We start from the raw sequence: 16,498 nt of genomic DNA, 5'->3' as shown, positions 1-16,498 counted from the left end.
CCAGGGCGATCACCGGAAGTACCTTGCGCATGACGGTCCCTCATCTCCTCGCGGCGGCGCACCCCCTGTGCGCCACCACGACGATCCCGCGCAGACCCGCTCCCCCGCGTCGCCCCCGGGGGACGGCCCACGCCTCCCCCGCGCGGGGGAAGGACGCTACTCCTGCGGCTCGGCACCGAGCGCGTACAGGCCCGGGAGGTTGACCACGATGGCCTCCTGGGTGCTGCGGGCGATCACCACCACGGCCTCCTCCTCCGGATCCGGGTTCTCCTCGCGGTGCGGGACGAACGGGGGCACGAAGATGTAGTCGCCCGGGCCGGTCTTCAGCCGGATCTCCTCGGGGGTTCCGGAGGAGTCGTCGACGAAGACGAACTCGGGGTGGCCGCTGACCACGTGGATCGCGGTCTCCGAGTCGCCGTGGTGGTGGTCGGAGGAGGAGGTGGACGGGGCGACGTGGGTCTGCCCCATCCAGAGCTTCTCCGAGCCGACCGTCCTGCCGCTGACCGCCGCGAACCGCCGCATGCCGCCGGTCTGCGCGGTGTCGCCGTCCAGCTCCCCGGCCTTCACGTGGTGCAGCCGGGCCCGCAGCCCGCCGGCCGGGACCGGCTCGCCCTCGTGCAGGTGCGGGTGGAAGCCGGTGCCGGCCACGGTCGTCGGCCCGGCGGCCCGGCTCTGACGATCCGGCAGGTGGGCGGTGGACATGGCAGCTCCTCGGGACGGGGCGGTGGACAAGGGCACGCGGGCACGCGGCAGGCAGCGGCGACGGGCCCGGGGCGCGCGGTGTGCGGCGCCCGGCGGAGAAGCCCGGCCGGGTTCGGACGCTAGGCCCGCCGGCGAAAGGATGTCAAGAGGTGTCCTTTCCGGCCCGCCGCCACGCCCCGCACCTGACAAGGGACTTGAGCATCCACCCGGCCGGGGGATACTCGCCCCATGCATATCTCCGCCAAGGCGGACTACGCCGCGCGCGCTCTGGTCGAGCTCGCCTGCGACACGTCCCGCCCGCTCACCTGCGAGGCCATAGCCGACGCCCAGGGCATCCCGTTCCGCTTCCTCAAGTCCGTGGTGGGCGAGCTGCGCCGGGCCGGTCTGGTGCGCAGCCAGCGCGGCTGCGAGGGCGGCTACTGGCTGGCCCGGGCCGCCGACCGGATCAGTCTGCTCGACGTGGTGCGCGCGGTGGACGGCGAGGTGATCACCCTGCGCGGGGAGCCGTTGGCGGGCCTGGACTACCCGGGCCCGGCCCACGGGCTGCCCGCCGTCTGGCGCAGCGTGGAGGACCGCGCCGTGGAGATCCTGACCGGCACCACGGTGGCCCACCTGGTCGACCGGGCCCGGCAGGTGACGCCGGTATGACGCCGCCCCCGCCCCCGCCCCCGGGCTCGGTGGAGGTCGCCGAGTTCACCGATCCGATGTGCCCGTGGTCCTGGGGCGCCGAGCCCCGGCTGCGGGAGCTGCGGCGCGAGTGGGGCGGGGCGGTGGAGCACCGGCGGGTGTTCGCGATCCTCTTCGACGAGGACGAGGAGCCGGCGCCCGATCCGGCGGCCGAGGCGGCCTGGTTCAGCCGCTACGTGGCCGACGTCGCCGGGCACACCGGAGCCCCGCACGCCGCCGAACTGCGGTGGGTGGCGGCGAGCAGCTGGCCGTCCGCGCTGGCGGCGGCCGCGGCGGAGGCCCAGGGGCCGGCGGTGGCCGAGGAGGTGCTGCGGCGGCTGCGGGAGAGCGCCTTCCTCCGGGGCGAACCGGCCGACACCGAGCGGCGGGTGGCCGCCGCACTGGCCGGGGCACCGGGGCTGGACCTGGCCCGGCTGCTGGCCGAGGCCGCCGGGCCGCGGGTACGGGCCCGGGTGGCCCGGGACCGCGCCGAGGCGCGGCGGCCCGCCCCCGAGGTGATCGGGCTGCGCGGCACGGGCCCGCACCCGGGCGGGGCCAAGGAGACCGAGGACGGCCACCGCTACGCGCTGCCCACGCTGGTGTTCAGCGGCCCCGCCGGGCGCCGGGTGGTGCCGGGCTGGCGCCCGGCCGAGGAGTACCGCACGGCCCTGGCCGAGGTCGCCGCGCGACACTGAGACGTCACGTTCCCGTGGTCCGGCGCAGCGCTCCGCCGTCCGGCGGCGGCGGGGCCCCGGCCGTCCGTGCCCGACTCAACGTCCCTCTGTGAACGGCGTGTTGAGGGGGCGTTGCAGCAGCCTGGGAGTAATCAGACACCTTTTGGTGTCCATTGACAGCGCGTCGCGCGGCTGGCCAGGATGAGGCCATGAACCCGATGCAGCCGCGGCTTCCCCAGCCGCCCGCCGGGCCCTGTTGTTGACCGGGCCCCGCCCGTAGCGCCCTCGCGCTCCGCCCCGTCACACTCCCGTCGCACCCCCTTCGGTACGCCCCCTTCACCCCCTTCACCGCGTCCACCGCGCCCCGCCGCGCCGTGTCCCGACGCGCGCCTGCCCCGTGCCCACCACGAAAGGTGACGATCCGTCATGACCAGCTCCTCCGCCCCCCCGCCCGCTGCTCGGCAGACGCTCCCTGCTCGGCCTGGGCCTCGGCCTCGGCGCCTCGCTGGCCCTCGCCGCCTGCGGCGACGCCGGGCAGGCCGGGGCCGGCAGTGGCGGTGGCGCGGCGGGCGGCACCCTCAAGTGGGGCTGGGCACTGCCGACTTCGTGGGACCCGGTGTTCTCCTCGGCCGGCTGGGACGTGCACGGGCTGTCGCTGGTGTACGCGGGTCTGACCAAGCTGGACGAGAAGGGCGACGCCGTACCCGCGCTCGCCGCCTCCTGGTCGTACAGCCCGGACGGCGGCTCGGTGACCTTCAAGCTCCGCCCCGGCCTGACCTTCTCGGACGGCGCCCCGCTGGACGCCACCGCCGTGAAGAAGAGCCTGGACCGCGGCCGGACCGCCCCGAAGTCGCTGGTGGCCCCGCAGTTGGCGAGCGTCAAGGAGATCACCGCCCCCGATCCGCAGACCGTGGTGCTCCAACTCGCGAAGCCCGACTACCAGATCCCCAACCTGCTGGCCGGCAAGACCGGCATGGTGGTCAACCCGGCCGCCTTCGAGGCAGACGCCGCCGCGCTGGCCACCAAGCCGGCCGGCTCCGGCCCGTTCTCCCTGGTCTCGTACACCCAGAACGCCAAGGCGGTGCTCAGGCGCAACCCGTCCTACTGGGACGCCGCCGCGATCCGGCTGGAGAACTTCGAGCTGCACCCGCTGCCCGACGCGACCACCGTGGTCGCCGGGCTGCAGTCCGGGCAGTTCGACGTGGCGCAGATCCCGGGCAGCCAGGTGGCCGCCGCCAAGGCGGCCGGACTGGAGGTGCAGGAGATCCCGTCGCTGGTGGTCGCGGTGCTGGACGTCAACGTCGAGAAGGCACCGTTCGACAACCCCAAGGTGGTCGAGGCGCTCAAGTACGCGATCGACCGCGAGGCCCTGGTGAAGACCCAGCTGTTCGGCCACGGCGAGGTCAACTACCAGCCCTTCCCGAAGGGTTACGTCGGCCACGACCCCGCGCTCGCGGACGCGTTCAGGTACGACCCGGCCAAGGCGCGCACCCTGCTGGCCGAGGCCGGCTTCCCGAACGGGGTCGACCTGGCACTGACCACCACCGTCGCGCAGGGCCTGCCCGAGCAGTTGCAGGCCCAGCTCAAGGAGGTCGGCATCCGGGCCTCGATCGACGTGATCCCGGCCGCCCAGGCCACCCAGATCATGTACATCCAGCACTCCAAGGCACTGGCCAGCGACCAGTTCGCGGGCCGCGACTCGGCCGCCCAGGCCTTCCAGGTGCTGTTCGGCGAGCAGGGGTTGATGAACCCGGGGCGGCGCACCCCGCCGGAGCTGACGGCGGCGGTCGAGCTGGTCTCGCGCACCCCGCTGGACTCCCCCGAGTACCCGAAGGTGCTGCAGGCCGCCACCGCGCTGGCCGTGCGGACCATGCCCAACACCTTCCTCTACAGCGTCCCGCGCCTGCTGGCCCGGCGGAAGTCGGTCTCGCCGATCCCGTCCTTCACCGTGGTCCAACGTTTCGAGGGGGTGACCGCGTCATGAGCACCACCGTCCTTCCGCGGAAGGCGGGTTGGGCACCGCCCCTGCTCCGCCGGGCGGCCCGGGCACCGCGTCCGCTCGGGCGGGTGCTGGCGGGCACCGCCACCGTCTTCCTGATCTCCTCGCTGCTCACCTTCGGCCTCGGCGCGGTCTCCGACGCCAACCCGGCCGCCGCCGTGCTCGGCGAGACCGCCACCCCGGCCGACATCGCCCGGCTGGACCACGCCTTCGGCCTGGACCGTCCGCTGCCGGTGCAGTACGGCAGTTGGCTGCTGCACGCGCTCGGCGGGGACCTCGGGGTCTCCTGGTTCACCACCGTGCCGGTGGCCGACTCGATCGCCACCGCGCTGCCGGTGGACCTCTCGATCGCCGGGCTGGCCCTGCTGCTGGCCGTGCTGCTGGGCGGCGCGGCCGGGATCGCGGCGGCGCTGGACCACGGCGGCCGGGTGGACCGGGCGGTCACCGCCGTCTGCACCCTGCTGGGCACCCTGCCCGCCTTCGTGGTCGCCATCGGTCTGATCACCCTGGTCGCCGTCCAGCTGCGGCTGCTCCCCTCGGGCGGCTACGTGCCGTTCGGTCAGGACCCGGGCGAGTGGCTGCGGTTCGCCGTCCTGCCCGCGCTGGCGCTCAGCCTGGACGCGGCCGCCGGGATCGCCCGGCAGTTGCGCACCTCGCTGGTGGCCGAGCTGCGCCGCAACTACGCCACCGGCGCGGTGATGCGCGGCCTGTCCGGCCGCCGGGTGCTGCTCGGACACGCGCTGCGCAACGCGGCCGGGCCCGCCGTCACCGTGCTGGGCATGAGCGTGCCGGTGCTGATCGGCGGCGCCGTGGTGACCGAGCGGATCTTCAACCTGCCCGGGATCGCCCAACTCTCGCTCCGGGCGGCCGAACAGCACGACGTGCCGGTGATCCAGGGCACCCTGCTGGTCACCGTCGCGGTGGTGCTGGTCGCCAACCTCACGGTGGACGCCCTGCTGTACGTGCTCAACCCGGCGGCCCGCCGCCCCGCCGGCGGGGGTGCCCGGTGAGCGCGCTGCGGGTGCCGGCCGCCCGCGCGGCACTGGCGGCACTGGCCGCCGTCCTGCTGCTGGCGCTGTTCGGCGGGCTGCTCGCCCCGCACGACCCGCTGGCCCAGGACACCGCCGCCGCCCTGCGCGGCCCCGGGGCCGGCCACCTGCTGGGCACCGACTACCTCGGCCGGGACGTGCTCAGCCGGCTGCTGGCCGGCACCGGGCTCTCGGTGCTGGCCGCCGTCGAGGCGGTCGCGGTGGCCGCCCTGCTCGGGGTGGTGCCCGGGCTGCTCTCGGTCCGCTTCGGCACCGCCGGGACGTGGCTGGCGCTGCGGGCGGTGGACTCGCTGATGACCCTGCCGTTCACGCTGTTCGCGATCGCCGCCGTCGGCCTGCTCGGCAACGGCCTGCACCAGGCGATGGTCGCGCTCGGCGTGCTGCTCTCCCCGCTGTTCTTCCGGGTGGTGCGCGCCGCCGCGCTCGGCCTGGACCGCGCCCAGTACGTGGCCGCGGCCGAACTGATGGGCGCCTCCCGGGCCTGGATCCTGCGGGTGCACACCTGGCGCAAGGTACTGCCGACAGTGGCCGTGACCACCGCGCACGCGCTGGCCACCAGCCTGCTGGCGGTCTCCTCGCTGACCTTCCTCGGCATCGGCGTCCAGCCGCCCGCCCCGACCTGGGGCGGCATGCTGGCCGGTGACCTCGGCTACCTGGCCCAGCAGCCCTGGGCCCCGGCCGTGCCGGCCACCCTGATCGTGCTCACCATCGGGGCGCTCAACCTGCTCGCCGACGTGCTGGCCGACACCGACCACACCGGGCCGAAGCCCTCCCGTCGGCGGCCGACTCCTGTGGTGCGGGCGGCGGTTGACGCTCCGCCGACGGGCGAGGCGCTGCGCGTCGAGGGCCTGCACGTGACGGTGGGGCACGGCCGCACCGAGGCCGTCCGGGACGTCTCCTTCACCGTCCGCCCCGGCGAGGCCGTCGGCCTGGTCGGCGAGTCCGGCAGCGGGAAGACCCTGACCTGCCGCTCGGTGCTCGGCCTGCTCGCCCCCGGGGTGGAGGTCGCGGCCGGACGGATCGCCCTCGGGCCCTCCCCCGACGGCGGCTCGCCGGCGGTCGAACTGACCGGCCTGAGCGACCGTCAGTGGCAGCGGCTGCGCGGCGACCGCCTGGGCGCGGTCTTCCAGGACCCGGGCTCCTACCTCAACCCCGCGCTCACCGTGGGCCGCCAGCTCGGCGAGCCGCTGCGCACCCGGCTCGGCCTCAGCCGGGCGGAGGCCCGCCGCCGGGCGGTGGAGCTGTTCGAGGCGGTCGGCCTGCGCGATCCGCAGACCGTCCACGACAGCTACCCGCACGAGCTCTCCGGCGGCATGCTGCAGCGCGTCCTGATCGCCGTCGCGGTCGCCGAGGACCCGGGCCTGCTGGTGGCCGACGAGGCGACCACCGCGCTGGACACGGTGGTCCAGGCCGAGGTGCTGGACCTGCTCGACCGGCTGCGCCGGGAGCGCGGGCTGGCCCTGCTGCTGGTCAGCCACGACCTGGCGGTGGTGGCCGAGGTCTGCGACCGGATCCTGGTGTTCTACGCCGGGGAGATCGTCGAGGAGGGCCCCACCGCCGAGGTGGTCGCCGCACCCGCCCACCCGTACACCGAGGCGCTGCTGCGGGTCGCCTCGCTCGGCCGCCGCGACCGGCGCGAACTGGCCGTCATCCCGGGCCGCCCGCCCGAGCCCGGCGCCGGCGGCCCCGGCTGCCGCTTCGCCGCCCGCTGCGCGTACGCCACCGCGGCCTGCACCGCGGCGGACGTCGCCCTCGCCCCGGCCGGCGCCGACCGGCGGGTGCGCTGCGTCCGGGCCGCCGACCTCGCCCTCGGCGGGACGTCAACCACCCGGCAGGAAAACGGACTTCGGACGGAGGCCACCGTATGAGCACCGCCACCCGGACCGCTCCGGCCCTGCGGATCAGCGGCCTCTCGGTCGGCTACGGCCGCACCCCGGTGCTCGCCGGGGTGGACCTGGAGGCGCACACGGGCGAGGTGCTCGGGCTGATCGGCGAGACCGGCTCCGGCAAGACCACGCTCGCCAAGGCGGTGGTCGGCCTGGCCCCGGTCACCGCTGGGCGGATCACCGTGGACGGGCGCGAGCTCGGCGCGCTGCGCGGCCGCGAACTGCGGGCGGTCCGCCGGTCCGGCGCGGTGCAGTACCTGTTCCAGGACCCGCTGCGCTCGCTGGACCCGGACCTGACGGTGGCCCGGCTGGTCGGCGAACCGCTCGCGGTGGCCGGCGTGCCGCGGGCCGAACGGGACGGCCGGGTCCGCGAGGCGCTCGAACTGGTCGGCCTGGACGCCGCGTTGGCCGACCGCACGCCGGGCCGGCTGTCCGGCGGTCAGCGGCAGCGGGTCTCGGTGGCCCGGGCGATCGTCGGCCGGCCGCGGCTGCTGCTCGCGGACGAGCCGGTCAGCGCCCTGGACGCCTCCAACCGCAACCACGTGCTGCGCCTGCTGGACCGGCTCCGCCGCGAGCTGGACCTGGCCGTGGTGGTGATCTCGCACGACCTGGACTCGCTCTCCGGGATCGCCGACCGGATCGCCGTGCTCTACCACGGGCGGATCGTCGAACAGGGCCCCGCCCAGGCGGTGTTGGAGCGGCCCGCGCACCCGTACGGCGCCCTGCTGGGCGCCGCCTCGCCGAGCCTGGACCCGTCGCGCCGGGCCGCCCTGGCCCTGCTGCGCGGGCCCGGACCGGGGATCACCGGCCCGGCGGCCTGCACCTTCGCCCACCGCTGCCCGTTCGCCGACCGGGCCTGCGCCGAGCTCCCCGCACCGCAGCCGGTGGCCGAGGACCACTCCGTCGCCTGCCACCACTCCCCCGACTGGCGCACCCGGCTTCCCCGTTGACCCCTCCCGCTCCCGGAGCCCACCCCATGCCCGCACTCCGTCCGCCCGAACTCGACCGGCTGCCCGAGCTCACCACCGCCCTGGCGGCCCGGGCCGCCGAGCACGACCAGGACGGCTCCTTCCCCTACGAGGGGATCCAACTCGCGCACGAGGCAGGCCTGTTGACCGCCACCGTGGCCACCCGCCACGGTGGGCCCGGCGGCGGCCTGGCCGACACCGTCCGCATCCTGCACGCGCTGGGGGCCGGTGATCCGGCGGTGGCCCTGGTCACCGCGATGACCCTGTTCACCCACGCCGCCGAGGCCCGCGAACCGCACTGGCCCACCGGGCCGTTGGCCGAACTGCTGGCCGAGTCCGCCGTCCGCCCGACCCTGGTCAACCACGTCCGGGTGGAGCCCGAACTCGGCACCCCGGTCCGCGGCGGTCTGCCGGCCACGGTGGCCCGGCGGGTGGGCGACGCCTGGGAGTTGACCGGCCGCAAGATCTACTCGACCGGCGCCCCCGCACTGCGCTGGCTGCTGGTCTGGGCGCGCACCGAGGAGGCCGAGCCCCGGGTCGGCTCCTTCCTGGTCCGGGCCGACCGCCCCGGGATCACCGTCGAGCCGACCTGGGACCACCTCGGGCTGCGGGCCAGCCGCAGCGACGACCTGCTGTTCGACGCGGTGCGCGTCCCGCTCGACCACACCGCCCGGCTGACCGTCCCCGACCCGGCGGGCGGCCGGGACGCCCTCGGCGGCGCCTGGAACTCGCTCGGCCTGGCCGCCCTCTACCTGGGCGTGGCCCGGGCCGCGCAGTCCTGGCTCACCGGCTTCCTGCACGAGCGCACCCCGACCGCCCTCGGCGCCCCGCTCGCCACCCTCCCCCGGTTCCAGAGCGAACTCGGCGGCATCGAGGTCGAACTCACCGGAGCGGAACGGCTGGTGACCGCCCTGGCCGAGTCGGTGGACCTGGGCGACCCGCGGGCCGCCGAGGAGGGCCCGGGCGCCAAACTGCTCGCCACCCGGGCCGCCGTCGACTCCGTACAGCGCGCCGTCGCCCTCACCGGCAACCCCGGCCTGACCCGCCGTCACCCGCTCCAGCGCCACCTGCGCGACGTGCTCTGCAGCCGGGTGCACACCCCGCAGGACGACACCGTCCTGCTCGCCCGGGGCCGGGCCGCCCTGCTCCGCCCCTTCCCCGCCTCCCTCTGACGCCCCCTCCGACCACCCCACCGCCCCGCCGCCCCGCCGCCCCGAAAGGCAGTCCGCCATGTCCGTCGAGTTCATCGGCATGATCTCCACCCACGACGTCTCGGAGACCCGCCCGGCCCACGGCCCGGTGGTCGACCCGGACTACACCCGCCGGTTCGCCCGGGCCCACGAGGAGGCCGGCTTCGACCGGATCCTGGTCGCCCACTCCTCCGCCAGCCCCGATCCCAACCAGGTCGCCGCGTACGCCGCCGCGAACACCGAGCGGCTCGGCCTGCTGATCGCCCACCGCCCCGGCTTCATCGCCCCGACGGTGGCCGCCCGCACCTTCGCCACCCTGGACCAGTTCTCCGGCGGCCGGGTGGCCGTGCACATCATCACCGGCGGCCACGACGCCGAGCAGCGCCGCGACGGCGACTACCTCTCCAAGGACGAGCGCTACGCCCGCACCGACGACTACCTGACCGTGCTCACCCGGGCCTGGACCGAGGAGGAGCCCTTCGACCACGAGGGTCCGTACTACCGCTTCGCCGACTTCAAGTCCGAGGTCCGGCCGGCCAGGGAGCAGGGCATCCCGCTGTTCTTCGGCGGCTCGTCCGAGGCCGCCTACCGGGTCGGCGGCAAGCACGCGGACACCTTCGCGCTCTGGGGCGAGCCGCTGGCCGAGACCGCCCAGCAGATCGCCTCGGTCCGCGAAGCCGCCGCGGCTGCCGGCCGCACCGACGTCCCGGGCATCAGCGTCTCCTTCCGGCCGATCCTGGGCCGCACCGAGGAGGAGGCCTGGGAGCGGGCGGAGAGGATCCTGGCCACCGTCAAGGAGCGCGCCGACGTCTTCGGCGGCCGCCGCCAGGTGCTCCCGGTCGGCCCCGGCGCCACCCCGCAGAACGTCGGCTCGCAGCGCCTGCTGGCCGCCGCCGCCAAGGGCGACCGGCACGACCGGGCGCTGTGGACCGCACCCGCCGCGGCCACCGGCGCGGCCGGGAACTCGACCGCGCTGGTCGGCACCCCGGAGACCGTCGCCCAGGCCCTGCTCGACTACGTGGACATCGGCGCCACCACCCTGCTGATCCGCGGCTACGACCCGCTGGACGACGCGGTCGACTACGGCCGCGAGCTGCTGCCGCTGGTCCGTCAGGAGGTCGCCCGCCGGGACGCCCTGAAGGTCCGTGAGGCGGCGGCGCAGGGCGAGGCCGAGGCCCGCGCGGAGCACGCGGTGGCCGCCCGATGAGCACCGCGACCACGACTGCCGCCACCACCGCGACCGCGACCGCCGCCACCGGCCCCACCGAGGCCGTGGTCTGGGAGCCGGCCGCCGGGGCGGCGCTCCGGGGCGCCGTGCTGCTGCTCCCCGGCCGGGGCGAACACCCCGGCGTGTACGGCCGGTTCGGCCGACGGCTGGCCTTCGACGGCTACCGGGTCGCCGCGCTGCCGCAAGCCCCCGGGCAGCTGGCCGAGCGGGTCACCGAGGCCCGCTCCCAACTCCCGGACGGTGCACCGGTCGTGCTGGCCGGCTCGGACACCGGGGCCCTGCACGCCCTGGCCTCCGCCGAGGTCGCCGCACCCGACGGCCTGCTGCTCGTCGGCCTTCCGTCCACGGAACTCATCCCCCAGGATGACGAGTTGACCGCCCGAACGGCCTGCCCTGCCCACCGCGGCCTGCTCGACACCGACCCCGACTACCGCCCCGGCGCACTCGCCGAACCCGTCCCGGCCGCCCTGGCCCAGGCCGCCGGCCGGGCCGCCCCCGCCCTTCCCGTCCTACTGCTGCACGGCGCGGCCGACCCGGTCTCGCCGCCCGCCACCGCGCACCGCCACGCGGCGCGCCTCGGCGCCGAGTTGGTGCTGGTCACCGACGGCCGCCACGACGCGCTGAACGACGCCCCGCACCGCAGCGTCGCGGCCGCCGTGGTGCAGTGGCTGGAGCGCCTGCGCGGCGGCCCGCACCTCCCCGCCCAGCTGACCACCGTGACGCCCGCGCGCACCGAAGGAGCCCCGGCATGACCACCACCGACGAACGCCCGGCCACCGCGACCCCGGCCGACCTGCTGCGCTCCACCCTCCGCCAGTACGCCTCCGGGGTCACCGTGATCACCGCCACCGGCCCCGCCGGACCGGCCGGCTTCACCGCCACCTCCTTCACCTCGGTCAGCCTGGACCCGGCCCTGGTCTCCTTCTACGTCTCCGCCACCGCCTCCTCGGCACCGGCCGTCCGGGCCGCCGAGGCCTTCACCGTGCACGTCCTGCGCCACGGGCAGCGGGAGTTGGCGACCCGCTTCGCCCGCAGCGGCATCGACCGCTTCGCCGGGACGGGCTGGCACACCGGCCCGCACGGCACCCCGCTGCTCCCGGGAGCCGCCGCCCGGCTGACCGCCCGGACGGTGCAGATCACCCCGGTCGCCGACCACCTGCTGGTGGTCGGCGAGGTGGTGACGGCCGACACCGACGGCGGCGCGCCGCTGGTCCACCACGACGGCGGCTACGGCGGGTTCGCCGCCGACCCGAGGGGCTGACCCCGGTGGCGCCGACCTCCGGGCCCCCGAGCCCCGGGACGCTGACCGCGCACTGGTTCCTGCCGACCACCGGCGACAGCCGCCAGGTGGTCGGCGGCGGCCACGGCTCCACCCCCGGCACGGCGGGGACGGACCGGCCGCCGAGCATCGCCTACCTCGGCCAGATCGCCCGCACCGCCGAGCAGTTGGGCTTCACGGGGGCGCTCACCCCGACCGGGGCCTGGTGCGAGGACGCCTGGCTCACCACGGCGATGCTGACCCAGGTGACCGAGCGGCTGAAGTACCTGGTGGCCTTCCGCCCGGGCCAGCTCAGCCCGACCCTGGCCGCCCAGATGGCCACCAGCTACCAGAACCAGTCCGGCGGCAGGCTGCTGCTCAACGTGGTCACCGGCGGCGAGTCAGCCGAGCAGCGCGCCTACGGGGACTTCCTCGACAAGGCGGGCCGCTACGCCCGCACGGGTGAGTTCCTGGACATCACCGGCCGGCTCTGGCGGGGCGAGCGGGTGGACCACCACGGTGCCCATCTCCGCGTCGAGGGAGCGGAGCTGACCCGCCTGCCCGAGCCGGTGCCGGAGGTCTACTTCGGCGGCTCCTCCCCCGAGGCGGTCGAGGTGGCCGCCCGGCACGCGGACGTCTACCTCACCTGGGGCGAGCCGCCCGCGATGGTGGCCGAGAAGATCGCCCTGGTCCGGGAGGCCGCCGCCCGGCACGGACGCAGCCCGCGCTTCGGCATCCGGCTGCACGTGATCAGCCGGGACGAATCCGAGGCCGCCTGGGCCGAGACCCGGCGGCTGCTGGCCGGGATGGACCCGGCCCGGATCGCCGCCACCCAGGAGGCGCTGGCCCGCAGCGAATCCGAGGGCCAGCGGCGGATGCGGCTGCTGCACGGCGGCTCGGCCGAGCGGCTGGAGGTCTCGCCCGGCCTCTGGGCCGGGATCGGCCTGGTGCGCGGCGGGGCGGGCACCGCCCTGGTGGGCAGCCACGCCGAGGTGGCCGACCTGATCGAGGAGTACCACCGGCTGGGCATCGAAGAGTTCGTGCTCTCCGGCGCCCCGCACCTGGAGGAGGCCTACTGGGTCGGTGAGAACGTGCTCCCGCTGCTGGCCGCCCGCGGCCTGTGGAAGCCCTCGTGAGGGCGCGCCGTCAGGACACCACGTCCTTGCGGGCGAAGCCGCGGAAGGCCAGCGCCACGAGGACCACCGCGTAGGAGAGCGAGAGCGAGACGCCCTGGAGCATGCCGCCCCACTCCAGCTTCGGCTGGAGCGCGTCGGCCCAGGCGTACTGCCAGTGTGCGGGCAGCCAGGCGCGCAGGCCGCCGAGGGCGGTGACGGCGTCCAGCACGCCGGTGATGATGGAGAGGAAGACCGCCCCGCCGACCGCGCCGAGCGGGGCGTCCGTCACCGTGGAGAGCCAGAACGCCAGCGCGGCGACGACCAGTTCGGCCAGGAAGACGTAGGCGATGGCGATCGCCAGCCGGGGCAGCGCCTCGCCCGCCGGGACCACCGCGCCGGTCGGCAGCCGCAGGTCGCCCCAGCCGTAGGCGGCGGTGCCCACCAGCAGGGCGACCAGGGGCAGCAGCAGCACCGCACCGGCCGAGAAGGCCAGCGCCACCGTCAGCTTCCGTGCCAGCAGCCGCATCCGGGGCACGGGGGCGGCCAGCAGGTAGCGCAGCGAGGACCAGCCCGCCTCGGAGGCCACCGTGTCGCCGCAGAAGACCGCGACCGGGATCACCAGCAGGAAACCGGTGCCCATGAAGAGCAGCGTCACCGAGAAGTTGAGGCCGGAGGCGGTGGCCAGCTCGATGAAGCTGGTCCGCCCCTCCCGGCCGGGCTCGTTGCCGCCCAGCCGGAAGGCGGCCAGCACGATGAAGGGCAGCGCCGCCAGCACGCCGCCGATCACCAGGGTGCGGCGGCGCCGGAGTTGGCGCACCGCCTCCACCCGCAGCGGCAGCGTGCGGCCGGGCCGGTAGCCCGCCGCCTGCTCGCGGCCCGGCCCGCCGTCGCCGCCACCGTCGCCGCCCGGGCGCTCCTGCTCCACCGCGGTCGTCATGCCGCTCCTCCTCCGATCAGCGCCAGGAAGGCGTCCTCCAGCCTCCGGTGCGGCCCCACGCCCTCCACGGGAACGCCCAACCGCACCAGTTCCACCACCAGTTCACCCACCGTCAGCCCGTCCAACCGGACCAGCACGCCCTGCTCGACCTCCTCCGCCGAGGCCACTCCCGGCAGTTCGGCCACCTTGGCGGCGGCGGAGGGCATCGGGGTGGAGACCAGCAGCAGCTCGCCGGCGCCGACGATCTCCGCCACCGGCCCGGCGGTGACCAGCTTGCCGCGGTCCATCACCACCAGGTGGGTGCAGCTCTGCTCCACCTCGGAGAGCAGGTGGCTGGAGACGATCACCGTCCGCCCGCCGGCCGCGTACCGGATCATCACCTCGCGCATCTCGCGGATCTGCGGCGGGTCGAGACCGTTGGTGGGCTCGTCCAGGATCAGCAGCTCCGGCAGGCCGAGCATGGCCTGGGCGATGGCCAGGCGCTGGCGCATGCCCTGGGAGTAGGTGCGCACCGCGCGGTCCAGCGCCTCGCCCAGGTCGGCGATGGCCAGCGCCTCCTCCAGGTGGGCGTCCTGCTCGGGGCGGCCGGTGGCCTGCCAGTACAGCCGCAGGTTGGCCCGCCCGGTGAGGTGCGGCAGGAAGCCCGCGCCCTCGACGAAGGCACCGACCCGGGAGAGCACCGGGGCGCCCGGCCGGACGGCGTGGCCGAACAGCCGGATCCCGCCCGCGTCGGGGCGGATCAGGCCCATCAGCATCCGCAGCGTGGTGGTCTTGCCCGCGCCGTTCGGCCCGAGCAGGCCGAGCACCTGGCCGCGCTCCACCCGGAAGCCGAGGTCGCGCACCGCGTAGCGGTCGGCGGCGCCGTGGTAGCGCTTGCTCAGGCCTTCGATCACCAGCGGCACCCCGGCCAGCGCGGGGTCGTACGCGGGCCCGCCGGAGCGGCGCAGCCGCCGGTACGGCACCAGCAGCAGCACCGCCGCGAGCACCGCGATCAGCGGCAGCACCCAGACCCGGTTCGGCAGCGGGGCGGCCTCGGTGCGCAGTCCGGCCACGGTCGGCAGGGTGAGCGGCCCGGCGGCCGAGATCCGGTAGGTGGCCGGCTCGACCGGGGTGGCGTAGCCGAGGTCGCTGCTGGCCAGCACCAGGCGCAGCCGGTGGCCGGCAGCGAACTCGTGCTCCACCGCCGGGAGTTGGACCGTCACGGTGCGGCCCTGCGCGGCGTCGGTGACCCGCAGCGGTGCGGCCAGCTGCTGCGGCAGCACCTGGCCGCCGTCCGGGCCGACGTCGTAGAGCTTGGCGAACAGCACCGCGTCCGGCCGGTCGGCCTGCACCCGCACCGGGACGGTGGGCGCGCCGGTCAGCCGCAGCGCGGAGTCCAGCGGCGCGGAGTCGAAGGAGGCGTACTGGCCGGGGAAGTCGATCGCCAGGCTGAGGCCGCCGGTGCCGCCGGCCGCCGCCGACAGGCTGCCCAGGGCGCCGCCGATGCCGGGCAGTGCGGAGATGTTCGGCGGGGCCCCGCCGGGCGGGTTGGCCACGGCCTGCTCACGGCCCGTCAGCTCCACCGTGCGGGTGGCGGTGCCGCCGAGGCCCGGGTAGGCGTCGGCGCTCGCGCCGCGCAGCACCGCCTCGAAGCCGGTGGAGTCCAGCCCGCCGGTCCTGGTCACCCGGAACGCCGGGCCGGTGTCGACGGCCTCGTCCTTCTTCAGGTACCGGTCGAACCAGGAGGTGACCCGCTGCTCGACCCGCTCGCTGCCCTCGGTGCCGCCGTCGTGCCCGCCGGCGAACCAGTCCACCGCGACGGGCGCGCCGTTGGCGGCCACCGCCTTGGCGATCTTGTCCCCCTGGTCGAGCGGGAAGAGCGAGTCCTGCTGGCCCTGGACCACCAGGGTGGGCACCTTCAGTCTGTCGGCCACGCTGGACGGACTGGAGCGGTCGAGCAGCTTCACGGCCTCGGGGTCGGTCCGCCCGCTGGTGGCCACCCGGTCGTACATCGCGCAGAGCTCGTCGGAGAACTTCCCGCAGCCGACCGGGCCGTCCTGCCGCGGCTCGCCCTGACCCGGCATCAGTCCGCCGGCCGAGCCGGTGGTGAAGAAGATCCCGGCCCACAGCTTCTTGAAGACGCCGTCACCCTGACCTGCGGCCTGGGGGAACAGCGCCTCATTGAGGTTCCACCAGGTCACCTGGCTGGCCACGGCGTCGATCCGCCGGTCGTACGCGGCACCGAGCAGTGCGGCCCCGCCGCCGTAGGAGGCGCCGCTGATGCCCACCCGGGGGTCGCCGGGGGCGTCCAGCTGGACCTCGGGGCGCTGGGCCAGCCAGTCCACCAGCCGTCCGACGTCGGCGATCTCGCGGTCCGGCGCGTCCAGGCCGATCCGCCCGGTGGACTCGCCGAAGCCCCGGGCCGACCAGGTGAGCACGGCGTAGCCCTGCCGGGCGAGGCGCTCGGCCTGCTCGCGGACGCCGTCCTTGGAGCCGCCGAAACCGTGCGCCAGCAGCACCGCGGGGCGCCGCCCGCCGCCGCCCGCGGTGAAGAAGGAGGTGTCGACGGAGACCCGCTCCGCACTGCCCGGCGCCTCCGGCATGTCCAGCCGCTGCGCCTCCTGACGGACCGCCACCTCGTCGCCGCCGACGGCGGCCACCGCCGCACCGCCGCCCGCGAGCACCACGAGCGCCGCCCCGGCGGCCCACCACTTCCGTTGCCCGAGGCGACGCCACGCCCCACCGAGTCCCATGGTCATCGACCCTAGCCGCCCGGCAGGTAGGAAGCTTGTAAGCGCCCACCCGCCCCCGGACTCCGTTCAGTCCGGGAATGGATCGGCCGGACTA

Annotated in this window: 14 protein-coding genes; 11 read left to right on the top strand and 3 right to left on the bottom strand. The window is 75.9% G+C overall.

Annotated elements, in window-relative coordinates; all coding sequences use genetic code 11:
- Nucleotides 1-156 precede the first annotated feature (156 nt).
- Nucleotides 157-702 (bottom strand): cupin domain-containing protein, encoded by a 546-nt coding sequence (locus ABD946_RS32135; protein WP_345289145.1) that lies wholly within the window; start codon nt 700-702, stop codon nt 157-159.
- Nucleotides 703-930: 228 nt separating this feature from the next.
- On the opposite strand from ABD946_RS32135, the gene ABD946_RS32130 reads away from it, so the two are divergent.
- The 11 genes from ABD946_RS32130 (at nt 931) to ABD946_RS32080 (ending at nt 12,756) form a co-directional block, all read left to right on the top strand.
- Nucleotides 931-1,350: an RrF2 family transcriptional regulator gene (locus ABD946_RS32130; RefSeq protein ID WP_345289144.1), complete on the top strand. Its 420-nt coding sequence runs from the start codon at nt 931-933 to the stop codon at nt 1,348-1,350.
- On the top strand, nt 1,347-2,063 hold the full coding sequence (locus tag ABD946_RS32125) for a DsbA family protein (RefSeq protein ID WP_345289142.1): 717 nt from the start codon (nt 1,347-1,349) through the stop codon (nt 2,061-2,063). The genes ABD946_RS32130 and ABD946_RS32125 overlap by 4 nt, the downstream gene beginning before the upstream one ends.
- Before the next feature lie 595 nt (nt 2,064-2,658).
- Nucleotides 2,659-4,026, top strand: a complete 1,368-nt coding sequence (locus ABD946_RS32120; RefSeq protein WP_345289141.1) for an ABC transporter substrate-binding protein — start codon at nt 2,659-2,661, stop codon at nt 4,024-4,026.
- Nucleotides 4,023-5,051, top strand: coding sequence for an ABC transporter permease (locus ABD946_RS32115; RefSeq protein WP_345289140.1), 1,029 nt, complete (start codon nt 4,023-4,025; stop codon nt 5,049-5,051). Before ABD946_RS32120 ends, ABD946_RS32115 begins: the two co-directional genes overlap by 4 nt.
- The gene (locus tag ABD946_RS32110; protein ID WP_345289138.1) at nt 5,048-6,958 is read left to right on the top strand and encodes a dipeptide/oligopeptide/nickel ABC transporter permease/ATP-binding protein; all 1,911 of its coding nucleotides are present in this window, start codon (nt 5,048-5,050) and stop codon (nt 6,956-6,958) included. Before ABD946_RS32115 ends, ABD946_RS32110 begins: the two co-directional genes overlap by 4 nt.
- Nucleotides 6,955-7,926 (top strand): ABC transporter ATP-binding protein, encoded by a 972-nt coding sequence (locus tag ABD946_RS32105; RefSeq protein WP_345289137.1) that lies wholly within the window; start codon nt 6,955-6,957, stop codon nt 7,924-7,926. Before ABD946_RS32110 ends, ABD946_RS32105 begins: the two co-directional genes overlap by 4 nt.
- A gap of 26 nt (nt 7,927-7,952) precedes the next feature.
- Nucleotides 7,953-9,116, top strand: coding sequence for an acyl-CoA dehydrogenase family protein (locus ABD946_RS32100; RefSeq protein ID WP_345289135.1), 1,164 nt, complete (start codon nt 7,953-7,955; stop codon nt 9,114-9,116).
- A 58-nt stretch (nt 9,117-9,174) separates the two neighbouring features.
- On the top strand, nt 9,175-10,341 hold the full coding sequence (locus ABD946_RS32095; RefSeq protein WP_345289134.1) for an LLM class flavin-dependent oxidoreductase: 1,167 nt from the start codon (nt 9,175-9,177) through the stop codon (nt 10,339-10,341).
- On the top strand, nt 10,338-11,114 hold the full coding sequence (locus ABD946_RS32090) for an alpha/beta hydrolase (protein WP_345289133.1): 777 nt from the start codon (nt 10,338-10,340) through the stop codon (nt 11,112-11,114). The genes ABD946_RS32095 and ABD946_RS32090 overlap by 4 nt, the downstream gene beginning before the upstream one ends.
- Nucleotides 11,111-11,623: a flavin reductase family protein gene (locus ABD946_RS32085; RefSeq protein ID WP_345289131.1), complete on the top strand. Its 513-nt coding sequence runs from the start codon at nt 11,111-11,113 to the stop codon at nt 11,621-11,623. The genes ABD946_RS32090 and ABD946_RS32085 overlap by 4 nt, the downstream gene beginning before the upstream one ends.
- A gap of 5 nt (nt 11,624-11,628) precedes the next feature.
- Nucleotides 11,629-12,756, top strand: a complete 1,128-nt coding sequence (locus tag ABD946_RS32080) for an LLM class flavin-dependent oxidoreductase (protein WP_345289130.1) — start codon at nt 11,629-11,631, stop codon at nt 12,754-12,756.
- A gap of 10 nt (nt 12,757-12,766) precedes the next feature.
- Here ABD946_RS32080 and ABD946_RS32075 read toward each other — a convergent pair whose 3' ends face one another.
- Together ABD946_RS32075 and ABD946_RS32070 are read right to left on the bottom strand one after the other, a co-directional pair.
- Nucleotides 12,767-13,672 (bottom strand): ABC transporter permease, encoded by a 906-nt coding sequence (locus ABD946_RS32075; RefSeq protein WP_345289129.1) that lies wholly within the window; start codon nt 13,670-13,672, stop codon nt 12,767-12,769.
- Nucleotides 13,669-16,410, bottom strand: a complete 2,742-nt coding sequence (locus ABD946_RS32070) for an alpha/beta fold hydrolase (RefSeq protein ID WP_425558753.1) — start codon at nt 16,408-16,410, stop codon at nt 13,669-13,671. Before ABD946_RS32070 ends, ABD946_RS32075 begins: the two co-directional genes overlap by 4 nt.
- Nucleotides 16,411-16,498: the final 88 nt, after the last annotated feature.

This window comes from Kitasatospora albolonga (genome assembly GCF_039535905.1).
In the GTDB taxonomy this organism is placed as follows: Bacteria; Actinomycetota; Actinomycetes; order Streptomycetales; family Streptomycetaceae; genus Kitasatospora; species Kitasatospora albolonga.
Note: the sequence above shows the minus strand (reverse complement) of the source record. Positions and strands in the feature narration are given on the sequence as shown.